Genomic DNA, 22,245 nt, shown 5'->3' on the forward strand with positions numbered 1-22,245 from the left:
GCAGCGAACTGAATGGCCAACAAGGCCAAGGCGGCAACATGCATCGCGCGCGGATTATCGGGGTAAGCGTCTTTCTGGCAATTCTCAGTGTGGTGGTTTCACTGGGGTTGGCGTGTTACCTGGCGTGGATGCTGGCGATCAATAGCACTCATCAACGTCTCGAAGCCCTCGCCCAAATCGCTTCGCATCAGGCAGACGTCACACTGCGCGAAGCCTCCACGGCGCTCAAAACCTTAGCGGCGTTGCCCCTTGCACCGTGTACCGCCGAGGGCATCGATCAGATGCGTCTGATCGCACTCAACGTTCATTCGGTGAAGTCGGTGGGCTATGTCGAAGAAGAAGTCTTCGTTTGCAGTTCCTGGGGCACCGTAGGTAAACACGTGGCGCCATGGCCGGAAGACTTCACCACTGCGGATGGCGTGCGTGTCTCGGTCAATGTCGAGCCCAGAATCGCCCCGTCAAAACCGATGATGGCGCTGCAATATGCAGCCTTCAACGTGCTGGTCGACCCGAAGCAGTTTCTCGAAGTCGCACTCGATGACAACGTGAAACTGGCGATCGCCGCCAGCAGCGGGCACTTGGTCGGCGCGTCTAGCGCAGGTCTGGATAAAATCCTTGCCCTGTTCCACGGCGGCTCGCATGCCGGGTTGGCGGACGGCTATCTGTACGCCCTGGTCGGGCGCGGCGACTGGATTGCCGTCGCCGCCGTCTCGCGGGACGAGATCTGGAGCGACCTGCGCCGTGCCGAATGGTTACTCCTGCCGTTCGGCGCGATCACGGCAATGCTGTTGTTGATCATGATCTGGCGGGGGCCAAGCGCCAATTGTCGCCGCTGGCGGAGCTGAAACGCGCCGTGCAGCAACACGAATTCGTGGCGCATTACCAGCCGATCATGGACCTGTACAACGAACATTGCGTCGGCGCAGAGGTGCTGGTGCGCTGGCAGCAACCGGACGGCAATCTGGTCTCGCCTTTACAGTTCATCCCTTTGGCTGAACACAGTGGTTTGATCCTGCCGATTACCGATCAGGTCATCGACGAAGTCATGCGCGACCTGGGCCCGGCACTGGCGGCTGACCCGCGCCTGCACGTGTCGATCAACCTGTCAGCCGCCGATGTCGACAGCGGACGCTTTATGCCGGTATTGCACGCCGCCATGGGCAAATCCCGGGTGCGCCCCGCGCAGGTCTGGCTGGAGGTAACTGAAGGTGGCCTGGTCGACATCGAACGTGCTCGCCACGTTCTCGAAAACGCAAGAGCCAGCGGTCACTGTGTGGCCATCGATGACTTCGGCACGGGTTATTCGAGCCTTAAACATTTGCAGGAATTGCCGCTGGATGTCTTGAAGCTCGATAAGGCTTTCATCGACCGCATCAATAGCGACGGCCAGCCCTGCCCGGTCACCGAGCAGATCATGCAAATGGCTAACAGACTGGGTTTGGAGATGGTGGCCGAAGGCGTCGAGCAAGCGCACCAGATCGACAGTCTCAAGGCGCACCATGTCCGTTTCGCCCAAGGCTGGTATTTCGCCAAAGCCATGCGCGCCAGTGAGTTCCTGCGTTTTTATCGCGAGCACTTGCCGAGCCCTGAGCCGCTTGCGCTCGCTACAAGCGCCTGATGCAGGATTGTGCACAGATGACCCGCTGACGAAAACGGTCGCCTCAAACGCCGTCACGAACCTGCATCAGTGCAAATCCCAACAGATTCAGGCCTTCCCACAGGTTGGGATCTTTCGCCTTCGCGTCATCCTGAGTCAGACCAATGCCCCAAATGTTATCCACCGGACTTGCCTCGACGATAACCCTCGATCCCGTCTCCTTGAGAAACGCGTTCATCTCGGGGTTTTGCGCAAACTTGGCCTGGTTGGCCCGCACGACAATCGCATAGCGCTGTTGCAGCCAATCCTGATCGTTGAATCCGCGCACCTTGCGGCCCACTGCCTTGGCTTCGTTGGGCGTGGAGGCCTGGAGCACTTGCGCACGAATGTCGTCATCACCAAACAGCGCGGCTTTCTCAGCCATCATGAAATGTTCGGCGGTCAGGTAACGTTGCCCATCGACCGTGAATTCGGCGTTGTACCATTGGCTGAAGCACGAAGCGGTCACGCCACTTTTGCTGCGTTGATGGCCCCAGAAAAAGTAAACTCGAGTTTCTCTCCCGAATTGAAGCGAGCGCGAAGCTCTTCAAGATATTTAGAGTCGTGCAATGATGCCTCCTCGGCGACGGCTTGTTTATGTGCGCGATTTAACACCACTGGCGCGGATAAATCTCGATTCACGGGTTAACTCGAGTGAGTAAAGGATTGATCAATGGCGAACAAACAAACAGTCAGTAACGACTCGGCGACGGCCACTGAAATCGAGCGTTCTATTCTGGCCCTGAACAAAATGGCCGAACGCCTGTGGGGCGAGGGACGCGAGGCAGAAGCCAAGGCCCTGCTCGATGCACTTGATGCATTGAACCGGGCACTCGACAGGATCCGCATTGGCGAAAGTCGCAGAGTGGTTACCCTTCATTGAGTCTGCCGCTCAGCTCAGAGATTGCAGCTGTACTGATACTCGAACGGGTAGAACGCTGCATAGACGCCGGCCACACCAGATAGTCACCCGATCAAAACGGTTCATCCCTACATTCAGGACGCTTCATCATGCATAGGATTGCTGTGTGTCTCGCGGTACTTTCAAGTCTTGCCGGTTGCACTGACTACAAATGGGGGCATAACTGGAAACCCGACGCCCACGCAGGCTGGGTCGATGAAACCTCCCCTCGCGGCAACACCATTGTGAAAACCGTTTGCGCCGCCGAACCACTGCGAGTGACGTTGCATCAGGTGGGTGAAACGTCCGTAGTCGCGCTGTTTATGATTCCGTTGTTTTACTCAACACCCGATGACAAATACCGACCTTTCGCGATCGTCACCAGCCACCCGACGCTGGACAACTGCGCTGTACGCAATCCGCTGGTGGTAAAAATGGATAACCAGGTGATCAAGAACCTCGAGTGGTCGTCTCGAAGCAGCAAAGGCATATGCATCATCCAGATCCCCGCGAGCGAGATGGAGGGCGAATCACTTTCGATCGAAGTCGATCAGAACGTTCTGCCCTGCACGGCAGCGCCCATAACCTTCAAGAAAAAAGCTATTTCTGTCTGCGTGATACCAAGTTCGGAGGGTCGCCCGCCTGCGATGACTAGTCGGGTTGGCTGCAATCGAGCAACCACTGCCTCAAGGCCTGAATTTTTCTCGAATCGGCCGTTTCATGTGGCGTCACCAGATAAAAACCCAAGGGATCTTGCAGGCGCAGACTGAAGGGCGCGACCAGACGCCCCGCACGCAAGTCATCATCGACATAGGTCGAACGGCCGATGCACACGCCCTGCCCGTCCACGGCCGCCTGCACCGCCATCAGTGCCAGGTCAAAAGTCAGCCGTGGCCCGGCAGCCAAATGCGATGGTTGGCCAGCCGCGCCCAGCCAGGTGCTCCAGTCATCGGCCGTCACGCCACTGACCTGCAACAGAGTGTGGTGAGCGAGATCCGCAGGTACGTTCAAGGCTTTCGGGCCGCTGAGCAATGCCGGGCTGCACACCGGGAAGATTTCATCGGACATCAGAAAATCAGCGCGCAGGCCTTTCCAGTCGCCACGGCCGTAGCGAATCGCCGCATCGATTGCGCCCTTGCGAAAATCCACCAGATCGGTGGATGCACTGACTCGCACATCGATCTCGGGAAATGCCTGCTGAAATGACGGCAGCCGCGGCAGCAACCACTTTGACGCTACCGACACCAGCGTACTGAGGGTCAACACGCTGTTGTTGCGCGACGCCAGCAGTTGCTCCGTTGAATAGCGCAACTCATGAAACGCCGCCCGAAGGCCAGGAAAGTACGCCTGCCCGTCGTCGCTGAGCGCCAAGCCATCCTTGAGCCGCAGAAACAGCTGCACGCCGAGCTCGTTTTCAAGTCGACGAATCTGATGACTGATCGCCGTTTGCGTGACATTCAGTTCTTCGGCCGCTTTGGTAAAGCTCATATGCCGAGCGGCGGACTCAAAGGCTCTCAAGCCGTTCAGGGAAGGAAGTCTGGCGATCATTGGCAATCCTGCGCTCATGAGATTTTGTCATACGCTAACAGCACAAATGACCTTTGCGAATCCCCACGCCGCAATGGATTCTGGCGCCTCCTCCTTACCAGGCATTGCCATGAAACTGTATTTCGCACCCATGACCTGCTCGCTGTCGCCTCACATCGTTCTGCGCGAGCTGGAGTTACCCTTCGAACTGATTCGCGTGAATAACCAGAGCAAGTGCACCGCCGATGGCCGTGACTTTCGCACCATCAATCCCAAGGGCTACGTCGCAGCGCTGGAACTGGACAATGGCGAGGTGCTGACGGAAGGGCCGGCGATCCTGCAGTTTCTCGTTGATCAAGTTCCCGGCAACACGCTGGCACCGGCACAGGGCACTTGGGAGCGCGTACGGTTACAGGAACATCTGAGTTTCATCAGTTCGGAAATTCATGGTGGCAGCGCACCGTTGTTCAATGCGGACTTGCCGGACACGGTCAAAACGATGTTCAAGCAGAAGCTCTGCAAACGCCTCGATTTCCTCTGTCACCAGCTCGCAGATCAGCAATACCTGATGGTGACGTTCGGTGTGGCCGACGCCTATCTGTTCACCGTGCTCGGGTGGCTGCCGACGTTCGATATCGATATCCGCGATTGGCCGGTGCTGGCGGCCTACCTGCGCCGTATCGCCGCGCGCCGCAGTGTCGTTTCGGCCATGGCGGCTGAAGCGGCGACTGCGCCGGTCTGATCGGGATTTACAGCGGATTTGCTCTGAACGGGCCATGCCGGCGGGGAATCTGTAAACTGGCGCGATCCTTATCCGCTCAAACAAGAGATCCTCATGGCAAACCACGACATCACCTTCACCCCCGACCCTGACGCGGATTCCATTTCCTCGGACGTCGCCGGTTTCGGCGGCCTGTTGGTCTCCACCCAGATCCCGACCCGCGCCGACGGCAGTCTGGAGCTGGGCGGCATCATCGAGCAGAGCGAATGCACCTTGCAGGCGCTGAAGGTCGCGTTGGAACGTGCCGGCAGTTCCATGGACCGCGTCATGCACCTGACGATCTACCTCACCGACATGGCTGACCGCGCCGCGTTCAACGAGGTTTACAAACGTTTTTTTGCCAAGCCGTGGCCGGTCCGCGCCGCTGTTGGCGTGGCATCACTGGCCGTTGAAGGTATGCGTGTTGAAGTCACCGCGATGGCGGCCAAGGGCTGACACCCGCGAAATCCCCCGTAGGAGCTGTCGAGTAAACGAGGCTGCGATCCTTTGATCTTGAAAATCAAAGCCAGAATCAACAGATCGCAGCGTGCCGCAGCTCCTACAATGTTTGGCGGTGTCCCCGGAACCCGCGACAACGCAAAATCCTGTAGGAGCCAAGCTTGCTCGCGATGGCGCCGGCACAGCTTGCCAGGCTGCTGCCTGACATACCGCTTTCGCGAGCAGGCTCGGCTCCTGCAGGTGCGCAGTGGAGAGTGACGCCATCGGGCAGCACGGGCGTGCCGGGCGCGCGTTTCGGGGGTAGAATGCGCGCCTAACCGTGACAGCCTGACTAAAAAAACTATGTCCTTGCCCAAGCATCATCTGGAATTGCTCAGCCCTGCCCGCGATGTGGCCATCGCCCGTGAGGCGATCCTGCACGGCGCCGACGCCGTCTACATTGGTGGCCCGAGCTTCGGCGCCCGCCATAACGCCTGCAACGAAGTGAGCGAAATCGCCGATCTGGTGGAGTTCGCCCGCAAGTATCACGCGCGGATCTTCACCACCATCAACACCATCCTCCACGACAACGAACTGGAGCCGGCGCGCAAGCTGATCCATCAGTTGTACGACGCTGGTGTCGACGCGCTGATCGTTCAGGATCTGGGCGTGATGGAACTGGACATCCCGCCGATCGAGCTGCACGCCTCGACCCAGACCGACATTCGCACCCTGGAGCGAGCAAAATTCCTCGACCAGGCCGGTTTCTCGCAGCTTGTTTTGGCCCGTGAGCTGAACCTGCAAGAGATCCGCGCCATCGCCGACGAAACCGACGCCGCCATCGAATTCTTCATCCATGGCGCGTTGTGCGTGGCGTTCTCCGGCCAGTGCAACATTTCCCACGCGCAGACCGGGCGCAGCGCCAACCGTGGCGACTGCTCGCAGGCCTGCCGTTTGCCGTACACCCTTAAAGATGAAAAGGGTGGCGTGATCGCCTACGAAAAACACCTGCTATCAATGAAAGACAATAACCAGAGCGCCAACATCCGCGCCCTGGTCGAAGCCGGCGTGCGCTCGTTCAAGATCGAAGGTCGCTATAAGGACATGGGCTACGTGAAAAACATCACGGCCTATTACCGTCAGCGCCTCGACGACGTCCTCGAAGATCGTCCGGACCTCGCCCGCGCTTCCAGCGGCCGCACCGCGCACTTCTTCCTGCCGGACCCGGAAAAGACTTTCCACCGGGGCAGCACCGACTACTTCGTGACTGATCGCAAGATCGACATCGGCGCGTTCGACTCGCCGACCTTCACCGGTCTGCCGGTCGGCACCGTCGAAAAAGTCGGCAAGCGTGACATGCAGGTCGTGACCCACGAGCCACTGTCCAACGGCGATGGCCTTAACGTGCTGGTCAAACGTGACGTGGTCGGTTTCCGCGCTAACATCGCCGAAGCCAAGGGCGAGTTCGAAGAAGACGGCGAGAAGCGCTACCGCTACCGCGTCGAGCCGAACGAAATGCCGGAAGGCTTGTTCAAGCTGCGCCCGAACCACCCGCTCAATCGCAACCTCGACCATAACTGGCAACAGGCACTGCAAAAGACCTCCTCCGAGCGTCGTGTGGCGTTGAGCTGGTTCGCCCGTCTGCGCGAAGAGCAGTTGGAAATCACCGCCACCAGCGAAGAAGGCATCAGCGCCAGTGTCACCCTGGACGGCCCGTTCGGCGTGGCCAACAAGCCTGAGCAAGCGCTGGAACAGTTGCGCGATCTGCTCGGTCAGCTCGGCACCACGCAGTACCACGCCACCGACATCAAACTCGATGCGCCACAGGCATTCTTCATCCCGAACTCGCAGCTCAAATCCCTGCGTCGCGAAGTGATCGAAGCCCTGACCGCCGCCCGCGTCGCCGCGCACCCGCGTGGCGGCCGCAAAGCCGAAACCAGCCCGCCGCCGGTGTACCCGGATTCGCACCTGACGTTCCTCGCCAACGTGTACAACCAGAAGGCTCGCGACTTCTATCACCGTCATGGCGTGAAGCTGATCGACGCCGCGTATGAAGCGCACGAAGAGCCAGGCGAAGTGCCGGTGATGATCACCAAGCACTGCCTGCGTTTCTCCTTCAACCTGTGCCCGAAACAGGCCAAAGGCGTGACCGGTGTGCGCACCAAAGTCGCGCCGATGCAGTTGATCCACGGCGATGAAGTGCTGACGCTGAAGTTCGATTGCAAGCCGTGCGAGATGCACATCATCGGCAAGATGAAAGGCCACATCCTCAACCTGCCGCAACCGGGCAGCGTGGTCGGCCACATCAGCCCCGAAGACCTGATGAAAACCATCCCGCGCGCACCGCACTGAGTGCAGAGCCTGCGCGGTGCCTCGGCGCCGCGCAGGCCATCCCTGCTCTGCCAGGCCAAATCGCAGGCATAAAAAAACGCCAACTTCTTGCGAAGTTGGCGTTTTTTCGAATATGGCAGGGGCGGCTGGATTTGAACCAACGCATGGCAGGATCAAAACCTGCTGCCTTACCGCTTGGCGACGCCCCTACAGCTCTTGTCAGCGGCTCCGTGAGGATCGCTGCGAGAACGGGGCGTAATTTACCAACATTAGTTTGGTTTGTGAAGCACGAATTGAAATATTTTTTGTTTTAAAACAGCCACTTATTATTTTTGGCCGATTCAGGTCAAGGATCAGGCCGTTTCGCGCCGTGCATCACACTGTGTACCAACCCCGCCGCGATACAGCGACACTCAACAACGCCCCACTTCGACACAGGCCAGACAAGTCCCGGCGCTTAAATGCGCCCACGGTTTGAGGGATACATTGGGAGCGCTGGCCAGCGACGTCGTTGATTTCATGGACGCGCTGAAGATCAAGCAAACGAAGCTCGGTGGTTCTGCAGATTCTTTGCCTGAACTGGCGTCATCGCGAGCAGGCTCACTCCTACAGGAGAACGCATTCCAAATGTAGGAGTGAGCCTGCTCGCGATGCCGCCTCACCAGACACCCACAAGCCCGACTAACGTGCGTGATTACTCGGTTGGCACAACGATATCCAGCGCCTTGTTCACCGCCAACTCCCCCAACATGACCACCTGCGCAATACCCAGCAGGGTATGGCGGTTTGATCCCTCCAGCATCCCGGCAAAATTGCCGAGCATGACCGAAGCGGACGCCAAGGACCCGCAAGCGTTGGTCAGCAACGACTCAGTGTCTGCGTGCGGGTTGGCCATGAAAAGAGCGTTGGGCGTGTAGGGTGTGGCCACGATCGCGGCAGGCAACAGGTAATGATCAAGCGCACGCTCGGCCGCTTCGTGGAGCTTTCGTGAATTGGGCGACGCATACGGCGACGCCGGATCGGTGATCGGTGGCTCGGGTGGCTTGGACATCAGCTGAAGCTCCAACAAGAACCGGTTCAGGTTCCTGGATAGAAAACGTGAAGCACCGCGTTCGCGGATGCTTCCGTGCAATGAGGGGGCACGCCCCCTCACCCATCTACACCGCGACTAGTGCGGTAAGCGCTGGTTGTCCAGGACTCGACCCACCACCAGCTCGCTGAGCATGATCACCTGTTGCAGGATCAGCATCTTCCGACGCTGCGAAATGTCTATCGAATCGGCGATCTCACTCGCCATGTCGCTGGCTGAAGCCAACGATTCGCAAGTTTGGACGAGCAGCGTTTCGTCATCTACCGCTGGGTCGATGAGGAAGATGATGCCGGGCTTGCGGGGCGGTATCGGCTCTTTCAGCGCCCCGGGGTTGAGGTAGAAGTTGAGTGCGCGGTCGGTTGCCTCTTTGAGCTTTTTGGGGTCGAGGGAGGCATCGTGGGGTACTGGATCGGTGTCGGGGGGATTGGATGTGACTTTGAACATAGATCTGATTCCAGAGTTGGGGCCACTACCGCTCTCTACTAAAAGAGGGTGGCGGCTGTACGCAGGTTAGTAGACCGGTGGAATTAGCAAACCCGGCGCGCCCAAGAGCGCCCTGCGCACAACCACCATCAAGTGCAGGAAAAGAATGACCTGACTGAATGGCGCTTATGCCCTTACTAATAACAACCGAGCTACTAAACCCGACCACTGATGGGCAGTGGCAGGCAAACGATAGAGCCCGAGGGCCAAGCGCACAAGCCGGCGGATTCTGGCGTACGCGTAGGTAAAGGCGCAAGGTTTTGTAGCCTTTAGGGCGTAACAGTTCGTGAAAGTTAAACATATGTTGGGAATGATGTTTAAGAACCCTCACCCTAACCCTCTTCCGGAGGGAGAGGGGACTGACCGGGGTGTTTGGGGGAGGTACGCCGACGTGTGAAACCGTGTTGAACTCGGGTTAATAGACGGCTTGTTATTTGACCAGCCGCTTTTCCTTGGAAGGCCGGTAGCCAAAGTACGAGCTATAGCATTTGCTGAAATGACTCGGCGACACAAAGCCGCAGGCAACCAGCACATCGACCTGGGATAACTCGGTGTGTTGAAGCAGCCGACGCGCCTCGGTTATCCGCAGTTCCAGGTAATAGCGTTGCGGCGTTGTGCCCAATTGCTCCTTGAACAATCGTTCGAGTTGCCGCCGGGAACGGCCTGCGTAAACAGCCAGTTGATCCAGTTCCAGAGGCTCTTCGAGGTTGGCGCCCATCAGATTGACCACTTCACGTAACGGTGCGCTCACACTGATATTTTCAGTCGGTTTGATGCGCCGGTAGCGCGACTCCTCGAACGCCAGGATGTCTTCAATGCCCTCGACGAGGGCTTTGTCGTGCAAGCCTTTGATCCAGTCCAGCGCCATGTGGAAGGCCCCGGAAGGGCTGGACGCCGTGAGCCGGTCTCGATCAATGATGTAGGGCTCGCTGCTGACCTGCGTGACCTTGCAGAACTCTGCGAGGGCGGGGCGGTGTTCGGGGTGAATGGCGCAACGGTATCCGTCAAGCAACCCTGCCCGGCCTAGAAACCACGCGCCATTCCACAATCCGGCCAGGCTGACGCCATGCTCTGACGCGTTTCTCAGCAGGCTGATCAACTCGTCGCTGGCCTTCAGTTCTGTCCGGTAGCCACCACAAATGACCAGCAGATCCAGATCACGAATCCCGGAACAATCGATCCGCGCATCTGGCCGTATGACCAGGCCCAGATCGCTGACCACCTCCCCATCGTTCAAGCTGAACGTTCGGGAAGAGAACAAGCCGGGACGTAGCAGATTCGCGGTGATAATCGTGTCCAGCGCTTGAGTAAACGCGGGCAGCGAGAAATGCTCCAGCAGCAGAAAGCCTGTGCGGGCCATTTGCACCGGCTCATCTGGCTGCTCATTCAAATAGCGGAGGTTTTTTCCCTTCATGCCACCGCTGAATTGGCGTCGTTCGATCAAGGTCTGGGCCACTCGGTCATGTTGTTATCCGCCGATAGTTGGCCCGATCCGCCGCAGAGTCAATCACGCCTGTGGTTGATGACTGGTCACGCAGTGAATTCCGCCGCCACCCGCGGCAATCGCGTCGATGTTGAGCTGGACGATTTCGCGATCCGGATACAGCTTGGCCAGCAGATCAAAGGCCTTTTGGTCCGCCGCTTTGTCGCCGAACTCCGGGGCGATGATCGCGCCGTTGATCACGAAATAATTGATGTAACCGGCGGCGAAGTCCGGGTTGTTCTTGTTGAATTTGGTGGTGCGCGGCTTGAGCGGCGGCGAAATCGTATGAATCTGCAGCCTGCGGCCATCAGCGTCAGTGGCGTTTTTGAGAATCTCCAGGTGCGCCAGCGTGACCTTGTGATCGTAGGACTCCGGGTCGGTGTCGAGGTTGGCAATCACCACGCCCGGTTTGATGAAGCGCGCGTAGAAATCGACGTGAGCGTCAGTGATGTCTTTGTTCTTGATCCCCGGCAGCCAGATGATTTTGCGCAGGCCCAAGCGCTCCTTCAATTCTGCCTCGACATCAGCCTTGCTCCAGTCGGGGTTGCGGTTGCTATTGATCCAGCTGCTTTCGGTCATGATTCCGGTGCCATGGCCATCGACTTCGATACCGCCGCCCTCGCCCACCAGTTCGCTGCGCTGATAGGTCGCTTGCGCATCGGCAGACACCAGTGCGGCGATTTTCGCGTCTTTGCTGTGCTGCTGTTTGTTGCCCCAACCGCTGAAGTTGAAATCCACGGCACCCAGCCCGCCCTTGTCGTCGATGACGAAATTGGCGCTGATGTCACGCATCCAGATGTCGTCGAGTGCGGCAGTCACGTAGGTGATGTTGCGGGTGCCGCAAAATTCTTCGGCGAGGCTGCGCTCGTTCTTGCGGCAGAACACCGTGACCGGTTCATAACGGGCGATGGCGCGGGCGATGCGGCCGAGGGCTTCCTGGACGTCTTCGGTGAAGTCTTCCCAGATCGCATCCTGCGCGCCGAAGGCGATATAGGCTCGCTCGTGTTTGTCACCCTCGTCGGGCATGAACCAGCGTTCCTGTGCAGCCGCGAGCACTGTGCGCGGCGACAGGCCAAGGCTCATGACCGCGGCACTGACACCGGCAACCACCGAGGCCTGTTTAATGAAATCGCGACGAGTCGTCATGGGTGCTTTTCCTGAATATCGGTGAAGGCCGGCGATGGCTCGCCGGCCGTGGATCATTGGCCAGTGGCGGTTTTGAATTTGGTCCAGGTGCGCATGCGGGCACGCATGTCGGCCTGGGAAATGTCCTTGCCCGCAATCAATCGAGAATAGGTCGCTTCATCAAGATAGATGTCCGGGTTGTCGCGCATCACCGCATCGACGCCCGCCCGCGCCTTGGCGCTGGACGTCGGGTAACCGGTGGCATTACTGATCGCGGCCATGTTCTCCGGGCGCATGACGAAATTGATGAACGCGTAGGCGTATTCCGGGTGTTTGGCGTCTACCGGAATGGCCATGGTGTCCATCCATATCGTCGTGCCTTCGCGGGGCACTCGATACTGAAATTTCGTGTGCTTGCCGGCGCTGTCGGAGGTGCGCTGCGCCTGGGTCATGTCGCCGCTGTAACCGAGGGACAGGCACAGGTTACCGTTGACCAGATCGGTCACCGGTTGCGACTGGAACTTGCGAATATGCGGCCGCAGTTTCATCAGCAAATCATTTGCCGCCGCAAGATCCGCCGGTTTGGCGCTGCGCGGATCGCGGCCGAGGTAATTGAGCACGACGGCCAGCACTTCATCCGGCGAGTCGATCACGGAGATACCGCAGTTGGCGAACTTCGCAGCCAGTTCCGGTTTGAACAGCATGTCGAGGCTGTTGACCGGCGCATCGGCCATGCGCTGTTTGATCTGCTCTTCGTTGTAGGTCAGGCCGATGGTGCCCCAGGTATAGGGCACTGTGGCTTTTTGAGAATGCTCGTAGTGGCTGCGCAGTTTCTGCAAACCGGGTTCGATGTCGTCCATTGCCGTCAACTTCGATTGATCCAGCGGCATCAGGCTGCCGGCGCGCATCAAGCGCTCGGCCACCGTGTCGCCGGGAAAAATCAGGTCATAGCCGCTGCCGCCGGAGAGCATTTTCGCCTCTAACGTTTCGCTGCCATCCAGAACGTCGTAGATCACTTTGATCCCGGTTTCGGCGGTGAAACGGCTCAGGGTGTCTTCAGCGAAATAATCGGCCCAGTTGTACAGCCGCAGGGTTCTGTCTTCGGCATGCGACGACGGCATGAAGCAGGTCAGTGCCAGGCCTATCGCGCCGAGCAAGCGTTTGTGGTGGGTAACCATAATCAAACCCCTTGAGTGTTCCAGCGTGCATGAAGGTGGCGACCGTCCTGACTCAGCAGCGGCCCATACATTTCCGGACGTCGATCGCGGTAGATGCCCCAGCTCAAACGCTCTTCGCGCATGGCTGCCAGATCGAGGCTGTGCAGCAGCACGCCGGTGCTGTCGCGGTCAGCTTCGGCGAGCAATTTGCCTTTGTGATCGCAGATGAACGACGAGCCGTAGAAGCTCATGTGCAGATCTGGATCGGTGGTCGCGACTTCTCGGCCCACTCGATTCGACGCCACCACCGGCAGCAGATTGGCGGCGGCGTGGCCGCGCATGGTCATCTGCCAATGGTCGCGTGAATCCAGCGCCGCGCAGCCAGGTTCCGAGCCGATCGCGGTGGGATAGAGCAACACTTCAGCGCCCATCAAAGCCAGGCAGCGCGCCGTTTCGGGGAACCACTGATCCCAGCAGATGCCGACGCCGAGACGCCCGAACGTGGTGTCCCAGACTTTGAAACCGCTGTCGCCGGGGCTGAAGTATTCCTTCTCCTGATAACCGATGGCGTTGGGGATGTGGGTCTTGCGATACACACCCGACAGGCGCCCATCGGCATCGGCCACGGCCAGCGAATTGAAGTAGGCGTTGCCGGCCTTTTCGAACCAGCTCAGCGGCAGCGCCACACCCAACTCCCGGGCCAGCGCGGCGAAGCGAGCGAGTACGCGGCTGTCGCGATACTCCTCGGCCAGCCCCAGGTGCTTATGGCTTTGTTCGATGCAGAAGTACGGCGTGGCGAACAATTCCTGCAACAGGATGACTTGCGCGCCTTTCGCCGCCGCCTCACGCACCAACTGCTCGGCCTGATCAAGGTTGTGTTGTAAATCCCAGGTGCAGGGCATCTGGGTGGTGGCAATCGTCAACAAGGTCATGGCTTAACCCTCCACCGGCCAGGCCGGCTGCTGTTGGGTGATGCAGTGCACCCCGCCGCCGCCATGGGCCAGGTGATTGATCCGTACCGGCACCACCTCGCGGCCCGGGAAGGCCTGAGCCAGCACTTCGGCCGCCGCGTTGTCGGCATCAATGCCATAGGCCGGCATGATGATCGCGTCGTTGGCGATGTAGAAATTGGTGTACGAAGCGCAGAACACTTCAGCCTCGGTGTCCACGGCGTCGGTGGCTTCATACAGCTCGATCAGCTCGAATTTTCGGCCTAGGGCATCGGTGGCCAGCTCCAGTGCACGACGGTTCTCACGGGCGACTTCGGCATACACCGAATGCTTGTCGTGGGTGGCGTCCACCAGCAACACGCCAGGGCGGGCGAAGGCACAGACGCCATCGACGTGGCCGTCGGTCATATCACCGGTCACGTAATCCGGATCGCCCGGCAGCCAGATGGTTTTCTTCACGCCCAACAGACGGGTGAAGATCTCTTCCATTTCCGCTTTGCTGGTGTCCGGGTTGCGATTGGCGTTGAGCAAGACCGATTCAGTGGTGATCAGCGTGCCCTCGCCATCGACATGAATGGCCCCGCCTTCGTTACTCAACGGTGTGCCAAAGCACGACACGCCCAAGTGATTGAGTGCACGGCGGGCCAAACCTTCGTCGAGGTCGTGCGCCGACTTGCCGCCCCACGCATTGAAGCGCCAGCTCACCCCGGCCAGACCTTGCTGCGGATGGCAGACGAAGCTTGGGCCGGAATCGCGGCACCAACTGTCGTTCACCGCTAAAACGATGAACTCAATGTTGGCGCCGCACAGTGTTTTGGCACTGGCAACCGCCGACGGGTCGACGACCATTTTCACCGGTTCGAAACGCGCAATGGCGTTGGCCACCCGGGCGAAATCCTCTTGCACCAGCGGCAAGGTAACGCCCCAACTCGATTCCCAAAGGGTTTTGTTATGAGGCCACACCATCCAGGTCGCGGCGTGCTTGACCCACTCGGCCGGCATCACCCAAACACTGTTTTGAATTTGATTCTGCTGCATGACACTCCCCATGATAAAAAGCCCTTTGAGTTAAGCCATTGTGTTCAATGAAAACGACCTTGATCGGCTTGCCATGCATGCTACGGTGGGTAAAACAGGCGAACAAACGATGGATTTAGCAGAAAAGTGATTAGAGGAACTTATCAGCATGCTCAAGCACTGGCCCCCGCTCAGCACCCTTCGCGGCTTTGAAGCCGCCGCCCGACTGGGCAGTTTTCACAAGGCGGCCACCGAGCTGAACCTGACCCAATCGGCGATCAGCCAGCAGATCCGCAGCCTTGAGGCGTACCTTGAGCAACCGTTGTTTTTCCGCAGCGGACGCAGCGTCAGCCTGACCGATGCCGGTCACGATTTGCTCAGCACCACCCAGGCGTTGTTGCAGCAACTGGCCGTTGGTATTCGCCGTCTCGGGCAGTACCAGAAACCCAATCAACTGGTGCTCAACACCACGCCAGCGTTCGCCCGTCATTGGCTGCTACCGCGCCTGGGGGATTTTCCCCGTCAGCACCCGGAGGTTGATCTGTGGATTTACAGCACCGATGAAGTCCCGGACATGACCACCCAGACCATCGACCTCGCAGTGCGCGATGACATCAGCTCCCAAGCAGAGTGCAGCTTCAAGGTGCTGCACGCCGACCGCCTCTACCCGGTGTGTCACCCGAGCGTGTTGGCGCTGCCACGGGAACAGCGCGCAACCCTGCACGGCGAGCGGGAGATGGATTGGAGTCATTGGGCGGTGGAAGCCGGAATCGATGTCGGCCAACAGGATCAGGGCTTGAATTTCTCCGATCCCGGGTTGCTGCTAGACGCCGCCAGCGCCGGGCTTGGCATCGCCCTGGTCAGTCGACTGCTCAGCCGTCAGGCGCGGGCTGAGGGCCTGTTGCAGCCGCTGGTCGAGGACACTATCCGCGGGCCGAACTGGGCGCTGCTGACCCATCGCGACAGTGAGCATGATCCAATGGCACGCCGTTTCAGCGAGTGGTTGCTCAGTAACCTGAGCGATCAATAACCGGAGCGTGCTGCGCCATGACCTCGACAATCCAGTCAATGAACACGCGCAGTTTGAGGCTGACATGGCGGTTCGGCGGGTACGCCACGTAAAGTGGCATCGGATCGAGTTGCCAGTCTTCGAACAGCGGGACCAGTTCGCCCTGAGCCTGGTGAACGGCTGACATGTACTTGGGCAGCCACAGCACGCCCATACCGGCCAGCCCTGCCGCGAGGTAAGCATTACCATCGTCGACCGCCAACACATGGCGACCTTTGATGTGCAGGTTTTCGCCGGCGCGGTGCAAGGCGTACGGCACGGGTTTGCCGGTGCGAGCCCAGAGGAAACCGACGACGCGGTGATGGGAGTCTTCCAGTTCTCGGGGATGCGCCGGCGTGCCCTCGCGAGCCAGGTAAGCCGGTGCAGCAAACACACCCAACTGAAGGTCGGCGACCTTGCGTGCCATCAACGACTGATCCAGCAACTCGCCGCCACGCACCACGCAATCGACGTTCTCATCGATGATATCGACGATGCGATCGCTGACGCCCATGTCGATCTGAATGTGCGGATAACGCACGTGAAATTCGGGCAATGCGGGGATCAGGATCAACCGCGCCAGCGGGCTCGGTACGTCAACGCGCAGTCGACCGCTGGGCAACGCCGCCGCGCCGGGCAGGCTGGTTTCGGCATCGTCGAGGTCGGCCAGTAATCGGATCACCCGTTGGTAATAGGCCGCGCCATCGGCGGTGACATTGACCTTGCGCGTGGTGCGGTTGAGCAATTTGACTCGCAGCCGCGCTTCCAACTGCTGAACCAACTGGGTCACGGTGGTCTTGCTCATGTGCAAGGTTTCGGCGGCTTTGGTGAAACTCCCCGCCTCGACCACCCGCGCAAAAGCCTGCATTGCATCGAAACGATCCACACTCGCCCCTTGATTGTTTGGTTTTTACAAACAGTGAACGCCAAGCTTGCGCGTTTATCGCCCGATTGCAAATACCTAAAGTGGCCTCATCAACTCAAATGATGGAGGCACCCCCATGACTCAGCGCGATGTTGTTTTCCCACCGGCCCGGCGAGCGCTTTACGAGCGTCATCGCTACTCGCCCGCGGTACGTTCGAATGGCTTTCTTTTCGTTTCGGGGCAAGTCGGCAGCACCGAGGACGGCTCACCCGAGCCCGATCTGCCAACCCAGGTCCGGCGAGCCTTCAGCAACCTGAATGCGATCCTCGACGAAGCTGGCTGCAGCTTCGACGACGTGGTCGATGTGACCGTGTTCATTGTCGATCCGCAATCGAAGTTCGAAACCATCTGGAATATCGTGCTGACGGAGTTCTGGGGCGATGCGCCGCATCCGACCGCGACCGCTGTGGGCGTGACCTGGCTGTATGGCTTTGATGTCGAGATCAAGGTGATCGCCAAGCTTCCTGAAGCTGCCTGATCGTCAGGTCGATTTGCAGCGCGGGCCGGCAGTCTTCAAAGTGTTGGCCCTTCAATCTCTCTCGACATCCCTCATGGCTGATCCATTGCTCAAACCCGCTCTACCCGGCATAGCCCTGCGTCGTTGGCGCTTGTTGCATCGAGTGAAGCAAAGCCACGCTGGCGAGATGTTCAACGTCACCCAATCGACCATTTCCCGTTGGGAAGCCGGTGTTCAGGCGATTGACCCGGTAGCGTATCGACAGCTGGAGCAACTGCTCGCCGCCCGTCTCGATACAGCCGCCGATCAAGCCCTCGCCCGGCTGGTGAGCGAAAGCACACGACCGGTGCATTTGGTCTGCGACCTGACCCACCGTTTGCTGGCCTGCTCTGCGGCCCGTGCCGCGCAATTCGCCAGTCCGTTGAGCCAATTGCTCGGGCGATCACTGTGGCGCTTCGCGACCGCGGAAATTGCCCGCAATGAACGGGCGCTCGACACACTGGGCTGGCGTGAACTCCAGGTAGCGCCGGCGCTGGAATTTGTCACCGGCAGCAACGACTCCGACCTCGTACCGATCCGCCAGAGCCTGTGCCGCTGGACACGTATTCCACTGTCCGACGGTACATTTGCGCGGCTGGTCGAGACGCTCTGAACGCATACTTTATGCGTGGACGCTCAAGGGAATCGGCTCTAGGCTTGTGACTCTGTTCCACCACCGGGTAAGTGTATGGACCTCGAAAAAATCAGCCGACGCCTTGAATTCCTCCGTGAAGCAGAAAAGCTCAAGGACGTCCTGAGGAGTGCGCACACCTCTGGCGGCCGCACCGAAAGCACTGCCGAACACAGCTGGCGCCTATGCCTGATGGCAATTGTCTTTGCCGATGAGCTGGCCGGGCTCGACCTGCTGAAAGTTCTCAAGATGTGCGTGATTCACGACTTGGGCGAAGCTATCAATGGCGACATCCCGGCAGTCGTTCAGGACGCATTTCCCGACAAAAGCGAACAAGAGCGCATCGACCTTCTGCTGCTGACCGGCTCGCTCGATGATGCCCTGAGAAGCGAAATTCTCGCATTGTGGGACGACTACGAAAACGCCCGTTCTGCCGAGGCCAAAGCGGTCAAGGCACTGGACAAGCTGGAGACCCTGCTGCAACACACTCAGGGCTTGAACCCGGTGGATTTCGACTACCACTTCAATCTGACTTACGGTAAAAAACACACCAGTGCCGAACCGATCTTCGCAGCGCTGCGAGCGCTTATCGACCTTGATACCCAGGAAAGAATCGACTTGAGCATGACTGACCGTTCGTAAATATTCGGATACACCCACTCGTTTGCCATTTCTGCGGTCGTTTGTTTGCATGCTCGCCCATCAGCAATCTGATCAGGGAGACGATCAATGAAGATTTTGGTGGTGGGTGCCAGCAAAGGCTTGGGCAGAGCTTTTATCAAAGGCTTGGGCAACGCTGGAGACACATTGACGGGCGTTTCTCGCACACGCCCGAACGATTTCCCTCCCAGCCATACTCGACGAGCGCTTTTAACCGCGCACACCTGATGGCGCTGGCCTTTGCACGCATGAGTACGTATAAACTCGCCGATTCGTCTACCCTCACGTAGCGCCCTTTTTCAGCTCTTCACCTATTTTCACGCCGATGAAATGGAGATTTCTATGCTCAAGCGAACCCTGGCACTGACCGCCGGCCTGGCCCTGTCCTTTTCTGCGCTGGCGGCACAGGCCGCCGATGTATTGCGGGTCAGCGCGATTCCCGATGAAGCGCCGACCGAACTGCTGCGCAAGTTCGAACCGCTGGGTGCCTATCTGGAACAGCAATTGGGCATGAAGGTGCAGTTTGTGCCGGTGGCCGATTACCCGGCAGTGGTTGAAGCGCTGGCGACCGATCGCCTGGACATGGCCTGGCTCGGCGGCTTCACGTTTGTGCAGGCACGCTTGAAGACCGATGCCACGACGCCGGTGATCCCGCTGGTGCAGCGTGAACAGGATGCGCAGTTCACCAGCAAATTCATCACCGCCGACCCGAATGTGCATAGCCTCGCCGATCTGAAAGGCAAGACCTTCGCCTTCGGCTCCGTGTCGTCGACTTCGGGCAGCCTGATGCCGCGCTATTTCATGCTGAAAAACGACGGCATCAAGCCTGAAGCCTATTTCAGCCGCGTCGCCTACTCCGGCGCCCATGACGCCACCGTGGCCTGGGTGCAGGCCGGCAAGGTCGATGCCGGTGTACTCAACGCCAGTGTCTGGCAGAAACTGGTCGATGCCGGCAAAGTCGACACTACCAAGGTCAAAGTCTTCGCCACCACCCCGACCTACTTCGATTACAACTGGACAGTGCGCGGCACGCTCGATCCGGCGCTGGCGGCGAAGATCAAGAAAGCCTTCCTCGATCTCGACCCGGCCAACCCTGAGCAGAAGAAGATCCTCGACCTGCAAGCGGCCAGCCGCTTCATCGACACCAAGCCTGAGAACTACAAGGGCATCGAGGAAGCCGCCCGCGCCGCCGACCTGCTGAAATGACCCTACGCCTCAACCAGGGCAGCCTGCGCCACGCCAATGGAGTCGACGCCCTGCGCGGCGTCGACTTACAGATTGGCGCTGGCGAACAGGTCGCCATCATCGGCCCGTCCGGGGCCGGCAAATCGAGTCTGCTCAACCTGCTGGCCACGGCCCTGCGGCCCAGCAGCGGTGAGATCGAAGTGCTGGGTGAGCGCGCCTGGCACTTGTCCGCGCGTCAACGGCAACGTCTGCGTGCCCGAATCGGTCTGGTGCATCAGGCACCACCGCTGCCGCCGCGCCAGCGCGTGGTCACCGCTGTGCTGGCCGGGAAACTGGGCCAGTGGAGTCTGGGCAAAAGCCTGCTGAATCTGTTGCATCCGCTCGACGTATCGGGCGCACGCGCGGCATTGGCGCGGCTGGATCTGGGCGACAAACTGTTCGCCCATTGCCAGCAATTGTCCGGCGGCCAGTTGCAGCGTGTGGGCATCGCCCGCGTGTTGTATCAGGCACCGGAAATTCTGTTGGCCGACGAACCGGTGTCGGCGATGGACCCGGTCATGGCCGCGCACACACTGTCGATCCTGTCGCGCCATGCGCGCGAGCACAACGTCACGCTGGTGGCGAGCCTGCACGCGGTGGATCTGGCGCTGTCGCACTTCCCGCGCATCATCGGTTTGCGTGATGGGCAGATTCTGTTCGACAGCCCGTCCGATCACGTCAGCCCCGAGATGCTCGATGCGCTGTACGCCAACGAAAAACTGCAATCGCCGACCGCTGCGGTGGCCCCTTTGACTGTGCAGATTCCACGATGCTGAAGGCTGATTCACGGGATCCGGCCGCATGGCCAAGATTACTGCTGACGTTGTTGGCGATTGCTTTGCTGGTGCCGGGCATCCAGCTCAGCGAACTGAACCTGGGCGTGCTGCTGCCCGACAGCCAGAACGAAATGGGCCGTTTTGTCGCGCAATTCTGGCCACCGGCGCACGACGAAGCCTTTCTCCAGTTACTGCTCAAAGCCACCCTGCAGACCCTGGCCATCGCCACGGCCGGCATGGCGTTGGCGCTGTTGTTGGCGATACCGGCCAGCCTGATTGCCAGTCGAGCGCTTTCGCTGTCCGCGGCGTCCAGGGGCGGCGTGCCCAGTCGATTGGGCCGTCTGCTGCGCTGGCCGGTGCGCGGTTTGCTGATCTTTCTGCGCAGCGTGCCGGAAATCGTCTGGGCGCTGTTGTTTGTGCGTGCCGTTGGCCTTGGCCCGGCTGCGGGTGTGCTGGCCATCGCGATCACCTACAGCGGCATGCTCGGTAAGGTCTACGCGGAGACTTTCGAGTCGACTAATCAGCGCCCGGCGCACGCATTGCTGCAGGCCGGCAGTGGTCGGCTGGCGGCGTTTGCTTACGGCACGCTGCCCAATGTCGCGGCAGAACTGCTGTCGTACACGGTCTATCGCTGGGAATGCGCGATTCGTGCTTCGGTGGTGATGGGTTTTGTCGGTGCCGGTGGGCTCGGCCAGCAGATTGACCTGTCGATCCGTATGTTCGCTGGCGGTGAAGTCGCCAGTATTCTGTTGGCCTTTCTGATTCTGGTCTTGGGCGCCGATCAACTCAGCCGTTTGCTGCGCTGGAGGCTGACATGAATCGCCTGATCAACCTGCTGCTGATCGCCGCCATTGGCGTGGCCGTCATCGCGTCCTTCAGCTATCTGGGGCTGGACCTCGGTGAGCTGGGCAGCGCCACCAGCCTGAAACAGATGAGCGCGTATGTGCAGCGTTTTCTCAGCCCGGACTTGAGCGCCGATTACCTGAAAGCGATCTTCCATGGTTCGATGGAAACGCTGGCCATGTCGGCCCTCGGCACACTGCTCGCGGCGGGATTCGGCATCGTCATTGCCCTGCCTGCCGCCGGGCGTTTCGGCTGGCCACTGCAAAGCCTCGCGCGGCTGCTGCTCAATGGTCTGCGGGCGATTCCGGAACTGGTCTGGGCGGCGCTGATGGTGCTCGCCGCCGGGCTCGGCCCGAATGCCGGCACCCTCGCCCTCGCCCTGCACACCACAGGCGTACTTGGGCGTTTGTTCGCCGAAGCACTGGAAAACACCCCGCCACAACCGGCCGAAGCCATTCGCTTGCAGGGTGGCAATCCGGTTCTCGCCTTCTGCTACGGCACCCTGCCGAACCTTGCGCCGCAATTGCTCGCTTACATTCTGTATCGCTGGGAAAACAACATCCGCATGGCCAGCGTGCTCGGTTTTGTCGGCGCTGGCGGCTTGGGGCAAATGTTGTATGTGAGCCTGAGCCTGTTTCAGGAAGCCCAGGCCAGCACAGTGATCCTGGCGATGCTGGTGCTGGTGTTCGTGGTTGACTGGTTGAGTGCGTGGAGCCGCCAGCGCTGGGTTAAAGCGTAGGCGGC

Annotated in this window: 23 protein-coding genes, 1 tRNA gene and 2 pseudogenes; 15 read left to right on the top strand and 11 right to left on the bottom strand. The window is 59.6% G+C overall.

Annotated features, from left to right (window positions below; genetic code table 11):
* Positions 1-38: 38 nt before the first annotated feature.
* Positions 39-845, top strand: coding sequence for a CSS-motif domain-containing protein (locus JFT87_RS28490; RefSeq protein WP_242487279.1), 807 nt, complete (start codon positions 39-41; stop codon positions 843-845).
* Positions 749-1,618 (top strand): EAL domain-containing protein, encoded by an 870-nt coding sequence (locus JFT87_RS28495; RefSeq protein WP_242487280.1) that lies wholly within the window; start codon positions 749-751, stop codon positions 1,616-1,618. Before JFT87_RS28490 ends, JFT87_RS28495 begins: the two co-directional genes overlap by 97 nt.
* Positions 1,619-1,661: 43 nt before the next feature.
* On the opposite strand, the pseudogene JFT87_RS20560 reads toward JFT87_RS28495, so the two are convergent.
* Positions 1,662-2,206, bottom strand: a pseudogene (locus JFT87_RS20560) (NADAR family protein).
* Between the two features lie 103 nt (positions 2,207-2,309).
* On the opposite strand from JFT87_RS20560, the gene JFT87_RS20565 reads away from it, so the two are divergent.
* Entirely contained in the window at positions 2,310-2,519 is a 210-nt protein-coding gene (locus tag JFT87_RS20565) for a hypothetical protein (RefSeq protein WP_201204168.1), read from the top strand.
* A gap of 669 nt (positions 2,520-3,188) precedes the next feature.
* On the opposite strand, the gene JFT87_RS20570 is transcribed toward JFT87_RS20565, so the two are convergent.
* Complete coding sequence (locus JFT87_RS20570; RefSeq protein ID WP_201204169.1) at positions 3,189-4,085, bottom strand: transcriptional regulator GcvA; 897 nt, start codon at positions 4,083-4,085, stop codon at positions 3,189-3,191.
* Positions 4,086-4,194: 109 nt separating this feature from the next.
* Here JFT87_RS20570 and gstA point away from each other — a divergent pair, with 109 nt between their 5' ends.
* The 3 genes from gstA (at position 4,195) to JFT87_RS20585 (ending at position 7,614) form a co-directional block, all read left to right on the top strand.
* Complete coding sequence (gene gstA / locus JFT87_RS20575; RefSeq protein WP_201204170.1) at positions 4,195-4,806, top strand: glutathione transferase GstA; 612 nt, start codon at positions 4,195-4,197, stop codon at positions 4,804-4,806.
* A gap of 93 nt (positions 4,807-4,899) precedes the next feature.
* Positions 4,900-5,280 carry a RidA family protein gene (locus tag JFT87_RS20580; protein ID WP_201204171.1) on the top strand — a complete coding sequence of 127 codons (381 nt, stop codon included), beginning with the start codon at positions 4,900-4,902 and terminating at the stop codon, positions 5,278-5,280.
* A gap of 345 nt (positions 5,281-5,625) precedes the next feature.
* A complete protein-coding gene (locus tag JFT87_RS20585) occupies positions 5,626-7,614 on the top strand; it encodes a peptidase U32 family protein (protein ID WP_201204173.1) in 1,989 nt (662 codons plus the stop codon).
* A 113-nt stretch (positions 7,615-7,727) separates the two neighbouring features.
* Here JFT87_RS20585 and JFT87_RS20590 read toward each other — a convergent pair.
* The 8 genes from JFT87_RS20590 to JFT87_RS20625 form a co-directional block, all read right to left on the bottom strand.
* A tRNA-Gln gene (locus JFT87_RS20590) sits at positions 7,728-7,802 on the bottom strand.
* A gap of 485 nt (positions 7,803-8,287) precedes the next feature.
* Positions 8,288-8,644, bottom strand: a complete 357-nt coding sequence (locus JFT87_RS20595; protein ID WP_201204175.1) for a DUF6124 family protein — start codon at positions 8,642-8,644, stop codon at positions 8,288-8,290.
* Between the two features lie 117 nt (positions 8,645-8,761).
* Complete coding sequence (locus JFT87_RS20600) at positions 8,762-9,127, bottom strand: DUF6124 family protein (protein ID WP_201204177.1); 366 nt, start codon at positions 9,125-9,127, stop codon at positions 8,762-8,764.
* A gap of 469 nt (positions 9,128-9,596) precedes the next feature.
* Complete coding sequence (locus JFT87_RS20605; RefSeq protein ID WP_201204179.1) at positions 9,597-10,610, bottom strand: GlxA family transcriptional regulator; 1,014 nt, start codon at positions 10,608-10,610, stop codon at positions 9,597-9,599.
* A 63-nt stretch (positions 10,611-10,673) separates the two neighbouring features.
* The gene (locus tag JFT87_RS20610; RefSeq protein WP_201204181.1) at positions 10,674-11,795 is read right to left on the bottom strand and encodes an agmatine deiminase family protein; all 1,122 of its coding nucleotides are present in this window, start codon (positions 11,793-11,795) and stop codon (positions 10,674-10,676) included.
* Positions 11,796-11,848: 53 nt separating this feature from the next.
* The gene (locus JFT87_RS20615) at positions 11,849-12,952 is read right to left on the bottom strand and encodes an extracellular solute-binding protein (RefSeq protein WP_201204184.1); all 1,104 of its coding nucleotides are present in this window, start codon (positions 12,950-12,952) and stop codon (positions 11,849-11,851) included.
* A 2-nt stretch (positions 12,953-12,954) separates the two neighbouring features.
* Positions 12,955-13,863, bottom strand: coding sequence for an N-carbamoylputrescine amidase (gene aguB / locus JFT87_RS20620; protein ID WP_201204186.1), 909 nt, complete (start codon positions 13,861-13,863; stop codon positions 12,955-12,957).
* A gap of 3 nt (positions 13,864-13,866) precedes the next feature.
* Positions 13,867-14,919, bottom strand: coding sequence for an agmatine deiminase family protein (locus JFT87_RS20625; protein WP_201204188.1), 1,053 nt, complete (start codon positions 14,917-14,919; stop codon positions 13,867-13,869).
* Positions 14,920-15,067: 148 nt separating this feature from the next.
* Here JFT87_RS20625 and JFT87_RS20630 point away from each other — a divergent pair, with 148 nt between their 5' ends.
* Positions 15,068-15,928, top strand: a complete 861-nt coding sequence (locus JFT87_RS20630) for a LysR substrate-binding domain-containing protein (protein ID WP_201204190.1) — start codon at positions 15,068-15,070, stop codon at positions 15,926-15,928.
* On the opposite strand, the gene JFT87_RS20635 is transcribed toward JFT87_RS20630, so the two are convergent.
* Positions 15,906-16,832: a LysR substrate-binding domain-containing protein gene (locus tag JFT87_RS20635; RefSeq protein ID WP_201204192.1), complete on the bottom strand. Its 927-nt coding sequence runs from the start codon at positions 16,830-16,832 to the stop codon at positions 15,906-15,908. The genes JFT87_RS20630 and JFT87_RS20635 overlap by 23 nt on opposite strands.
* Positions 16,833-16,947: 115 nt before the next feature.
* On the opposite strand from JFT87_RS20635, the gene JFT87_RS20640 reads away from it, so the two are divergent.
* From JFT87_RS20640 to phnE, 8 genes and pseudogenes are all read left to right on the top strand, one after another.
* On the top strand, positions 16,948-17,349 hold the full coding sequence (locus JFT87_RS20640) for a RidA family protein (protein WP_201204194.1): 402 nt from the start codon (positions 16,948-16,950) through the stop codon (positions 17,347-17,349).
* A gap of 73 nt (positions 17,350-17,422) precedes the next feature.
* Positions 17,423-17,980, top strand: a complete 558-nt coding sequence (locus tag JFT87_RS20645) for a helix-turn-helix domain-containing protein (protein WP_201204196.1) — start codon at positions 17,423-17,425, stop codon at positions 17,978-17,980.
* Positions 17,981-18,055: 75 nt separating this feature from the next.
* The gene (locus JFT87_RS20650; protein WP_201204198.1) at positions 18,056-18,640 is read left to right on the top strand and encodes an HD domain-containing protein; all 585 of its coding nucleotides are present in this window, start codon (positions 18,056-18,058) and stop codon (positions 18,638-18,640) included.
* A gap of 87 nt (positions 18,641-18,727) precedes the next feature.
* A pseudogene (locus JFT87_RS28500) lies at positions 18,728-18,835 on the top strand (SDR family NAD(P)-dependent oxidoreductase); the annotation flags it as partial.
* A gap of 165 nt (positions 18,836-19,000) precedes the next feature.
* A complete protein-coding gene (locus tag JFT87_RS20655; protein WP_201204201.1) occupies positions 19,001-19,864 on the top strand; it encodes a putative selenate ABC transporter substrate-binding protein in 864 nt (287 codons plus the stop codon).
* Positions 19,861-20,658 (top strand): phosphonate ABC transporter ATP-binding protein, encoded by a 798-nt coding sequence (locus tag JFT87_RS20660; RefSeq protein ID WP_201204203.1) that lies wholly within the window; start codon positions 19,861-19,863, stop codon positions 20,656-20,658. The genes JFT87_RS20655 and JFT87_RS20660 overlap by 4 nt, the downstream gene beginning before the upstream one ends.
* On the top strand, positions 20,652-21,476 hold the full coding sequence (locus JFT87_RS20665; protein ID WP_201204205.1) for a PhnE/PtxC family ABC transporter permease: 825 nt from the start codon (positions 20,652-20,654) through the stop codon (positions 21,474-21,476). The genes JFT87_RS20660 and JFT87_RS20665 overlap by 7 nt, the downstream gene beginning before the upstream one ends.
* Complete coding sequence (gene phnE / locus JFT87_RS20670; protein ID WP_201204207.1) at positions 21,473-22,240, top strand: phosphonate ABC transporter, permease protein PhnE; 768 nt, start codon at positions 21,473-21,475, stop codon at positions 22,238-22,240. The genes JFT87_RS20665 and phnE overlap by 4 nt, the downstream gene beginning before the upstream one ends.
* Positions 22,241-22,245 lie beyond the last annotated feature (5 nt).

Source organism: Pseudomonas sp. TH15 (assembly GCF_016651105.1).
GTDB lineage: Bacteria > Pseudomonadota > Gammaproteobacteria > Pseudomonadales > Pseudomonadaceae > Aquipseudomonas.

Excerpts from the sequence above, each read along its gene's own strand:
- JFT87_RS28490 (WP_242487279.1), top strand. The coding sequence starts at position 39 with ATGCATCGCGCGCGGATTATCGGGGTAAGCGTCTTTCTGGCAATTCTC.
- JFT87_RS28495 (WP_242487280.1), top strand. The coding sequence starts at position 749 with ATGGTTACTCCTGCCGTTCGGCGCGATCACGGCAATGCTGTTGTTGAT.
- JFT87_RS20565 (WP_201204168.1), top strand. The coding sequence starts at position 2,310 with ATGGCGAACAAACAAACAGTCAGTAACGACTCGGCGACGGCCACTGAA.
- JFT87_RS20570 (WP_201204169.1), bottom strand. The coding sequence starts at position 4,085 with ATGATCGCCAGACTTCCTTCCCTGAACGGCTTGAGAGCCTTTGAGTCC.
- gstA (WP_201204170.1), top strand. The coding sequence starts at position 4,195 with ATGAAACTGTATTTCGCACCCATGACCTGCTCGCTGTCGCCTCACATC.
- JFT87_RS20580 (WP_201204171.1), top strand. The coding sequence starts at position 4,900 with ATGGCAAACCACGACATCACCTTCACCCCCGACCCTGACGCGGATTCC.
- JFT87_RS20585 (WP_201204173.1), top strand. The coding sequence starts at position 5,626 with ATGTCCTTGCCCAAGCATCATCTGGAATTGCTCAGCCCTGCCCGCGAT.
- JFT87_RS20595 (WP_201204175.1), bottom strand. The coding sequence starts at position 8,644 with ATGTCCAAGCCACCCGAGCCACCGATCACCGATCCGGCGTCGCCGTAT.
- JFT87_RS20600 (WP_201204177.1), bottom strand. The coding sequence starts at position 9,127 with ATGTTCAAAGTCACATCCAATCCCCCCGACACCGATCCAGTACCCCAC.
- JFT87_RS20610 (WP_201204181.1), bottom strand. The coding sequence starts at position 11,795 with ATGACGACTCGTCGCGATTTCATTAAACAGGCCTCGGTGGTTGCCGGT.
- JFT87_RS20615 (WP_201204184.1), bottom strand. The coding sequence starts at position 12,952 with ATGGTTACCCACCACAAACGCTTGCTCGGCGCGATAGGCCTGGCACTG.
- aguB (WP_201204186.1), bottom strand. The coding sequence starts at position 13,863 with ATGACCTTGTTGACGATTGCCACCACCCAGATGCCCTGCACCTGGGAT.
- JFT87_RS20625 (WP_201204188.1), bottom strand. The coding sequence starts at position 14,919 with ATGCAGCAGAATCAAATTCAAAACAGTGTTTGGGTGATGCCGGCCGAG.
- JFT87_RS20630 (WP_201204190.1), top strand. The coding sequence starts at position 15,068 with ATGCTCAAGCACTGGCCCCCGCTCAGCACCCTTCGCGGCTTTGAAGCC.
- JFT87_RS20640 (WP_201204194.1), top strand. The coding sequence starts at position 16,948 with ATGACTCAGCGCGATGTTGTTTTCCCACCGGCCCGGCGAGCGCTTTAC.
- JFT87_RS20645 (WP_201204196.1), top strand. The coding sequence starts at position 17,423 with ATGGCTGATCCATTGCTCAAACCCGCTCTACCCGGCATAGCCCTGCGT.
- JFT87_RS20650 (WP_201204198.1), top strand. The coding sequence starts at position 18,056 with ATGGACCTCGAAAAAATCAGCCGACGCCTTGAATTCCTCCGTGAAGCA.
- JFT87_RS20655 (WP_201204201.1), top strand. The coding sequence starts at position 19,001 with ATGCTCAAGCGAACCCTGGCACTGACCGCCGGCCTGGCCCTGTCCTTT.
- JFT87_RS20660 (WP_201204203.1), top strand. The coding sequence starts at position 19,861 with ATGACCCTACGCCTCAACCAGGGCAGCCTGCGCCACGCCAATGGAGTC.
- JFT87_RS20665 (WP_201204205.1), top strand. The coding sequence starts at position 20,652 with ATGCTGAAGGCTGATTCACGGGATCCGGCCGCATGGCCAAGATTACTG.
- phnE (WP_201204207.1), top strand. The coding sequence starts at position 21,473 with ATGAATCGCCTGATCAACCTGCTGCTGATCGCCGCCATTGGCGTGGCC.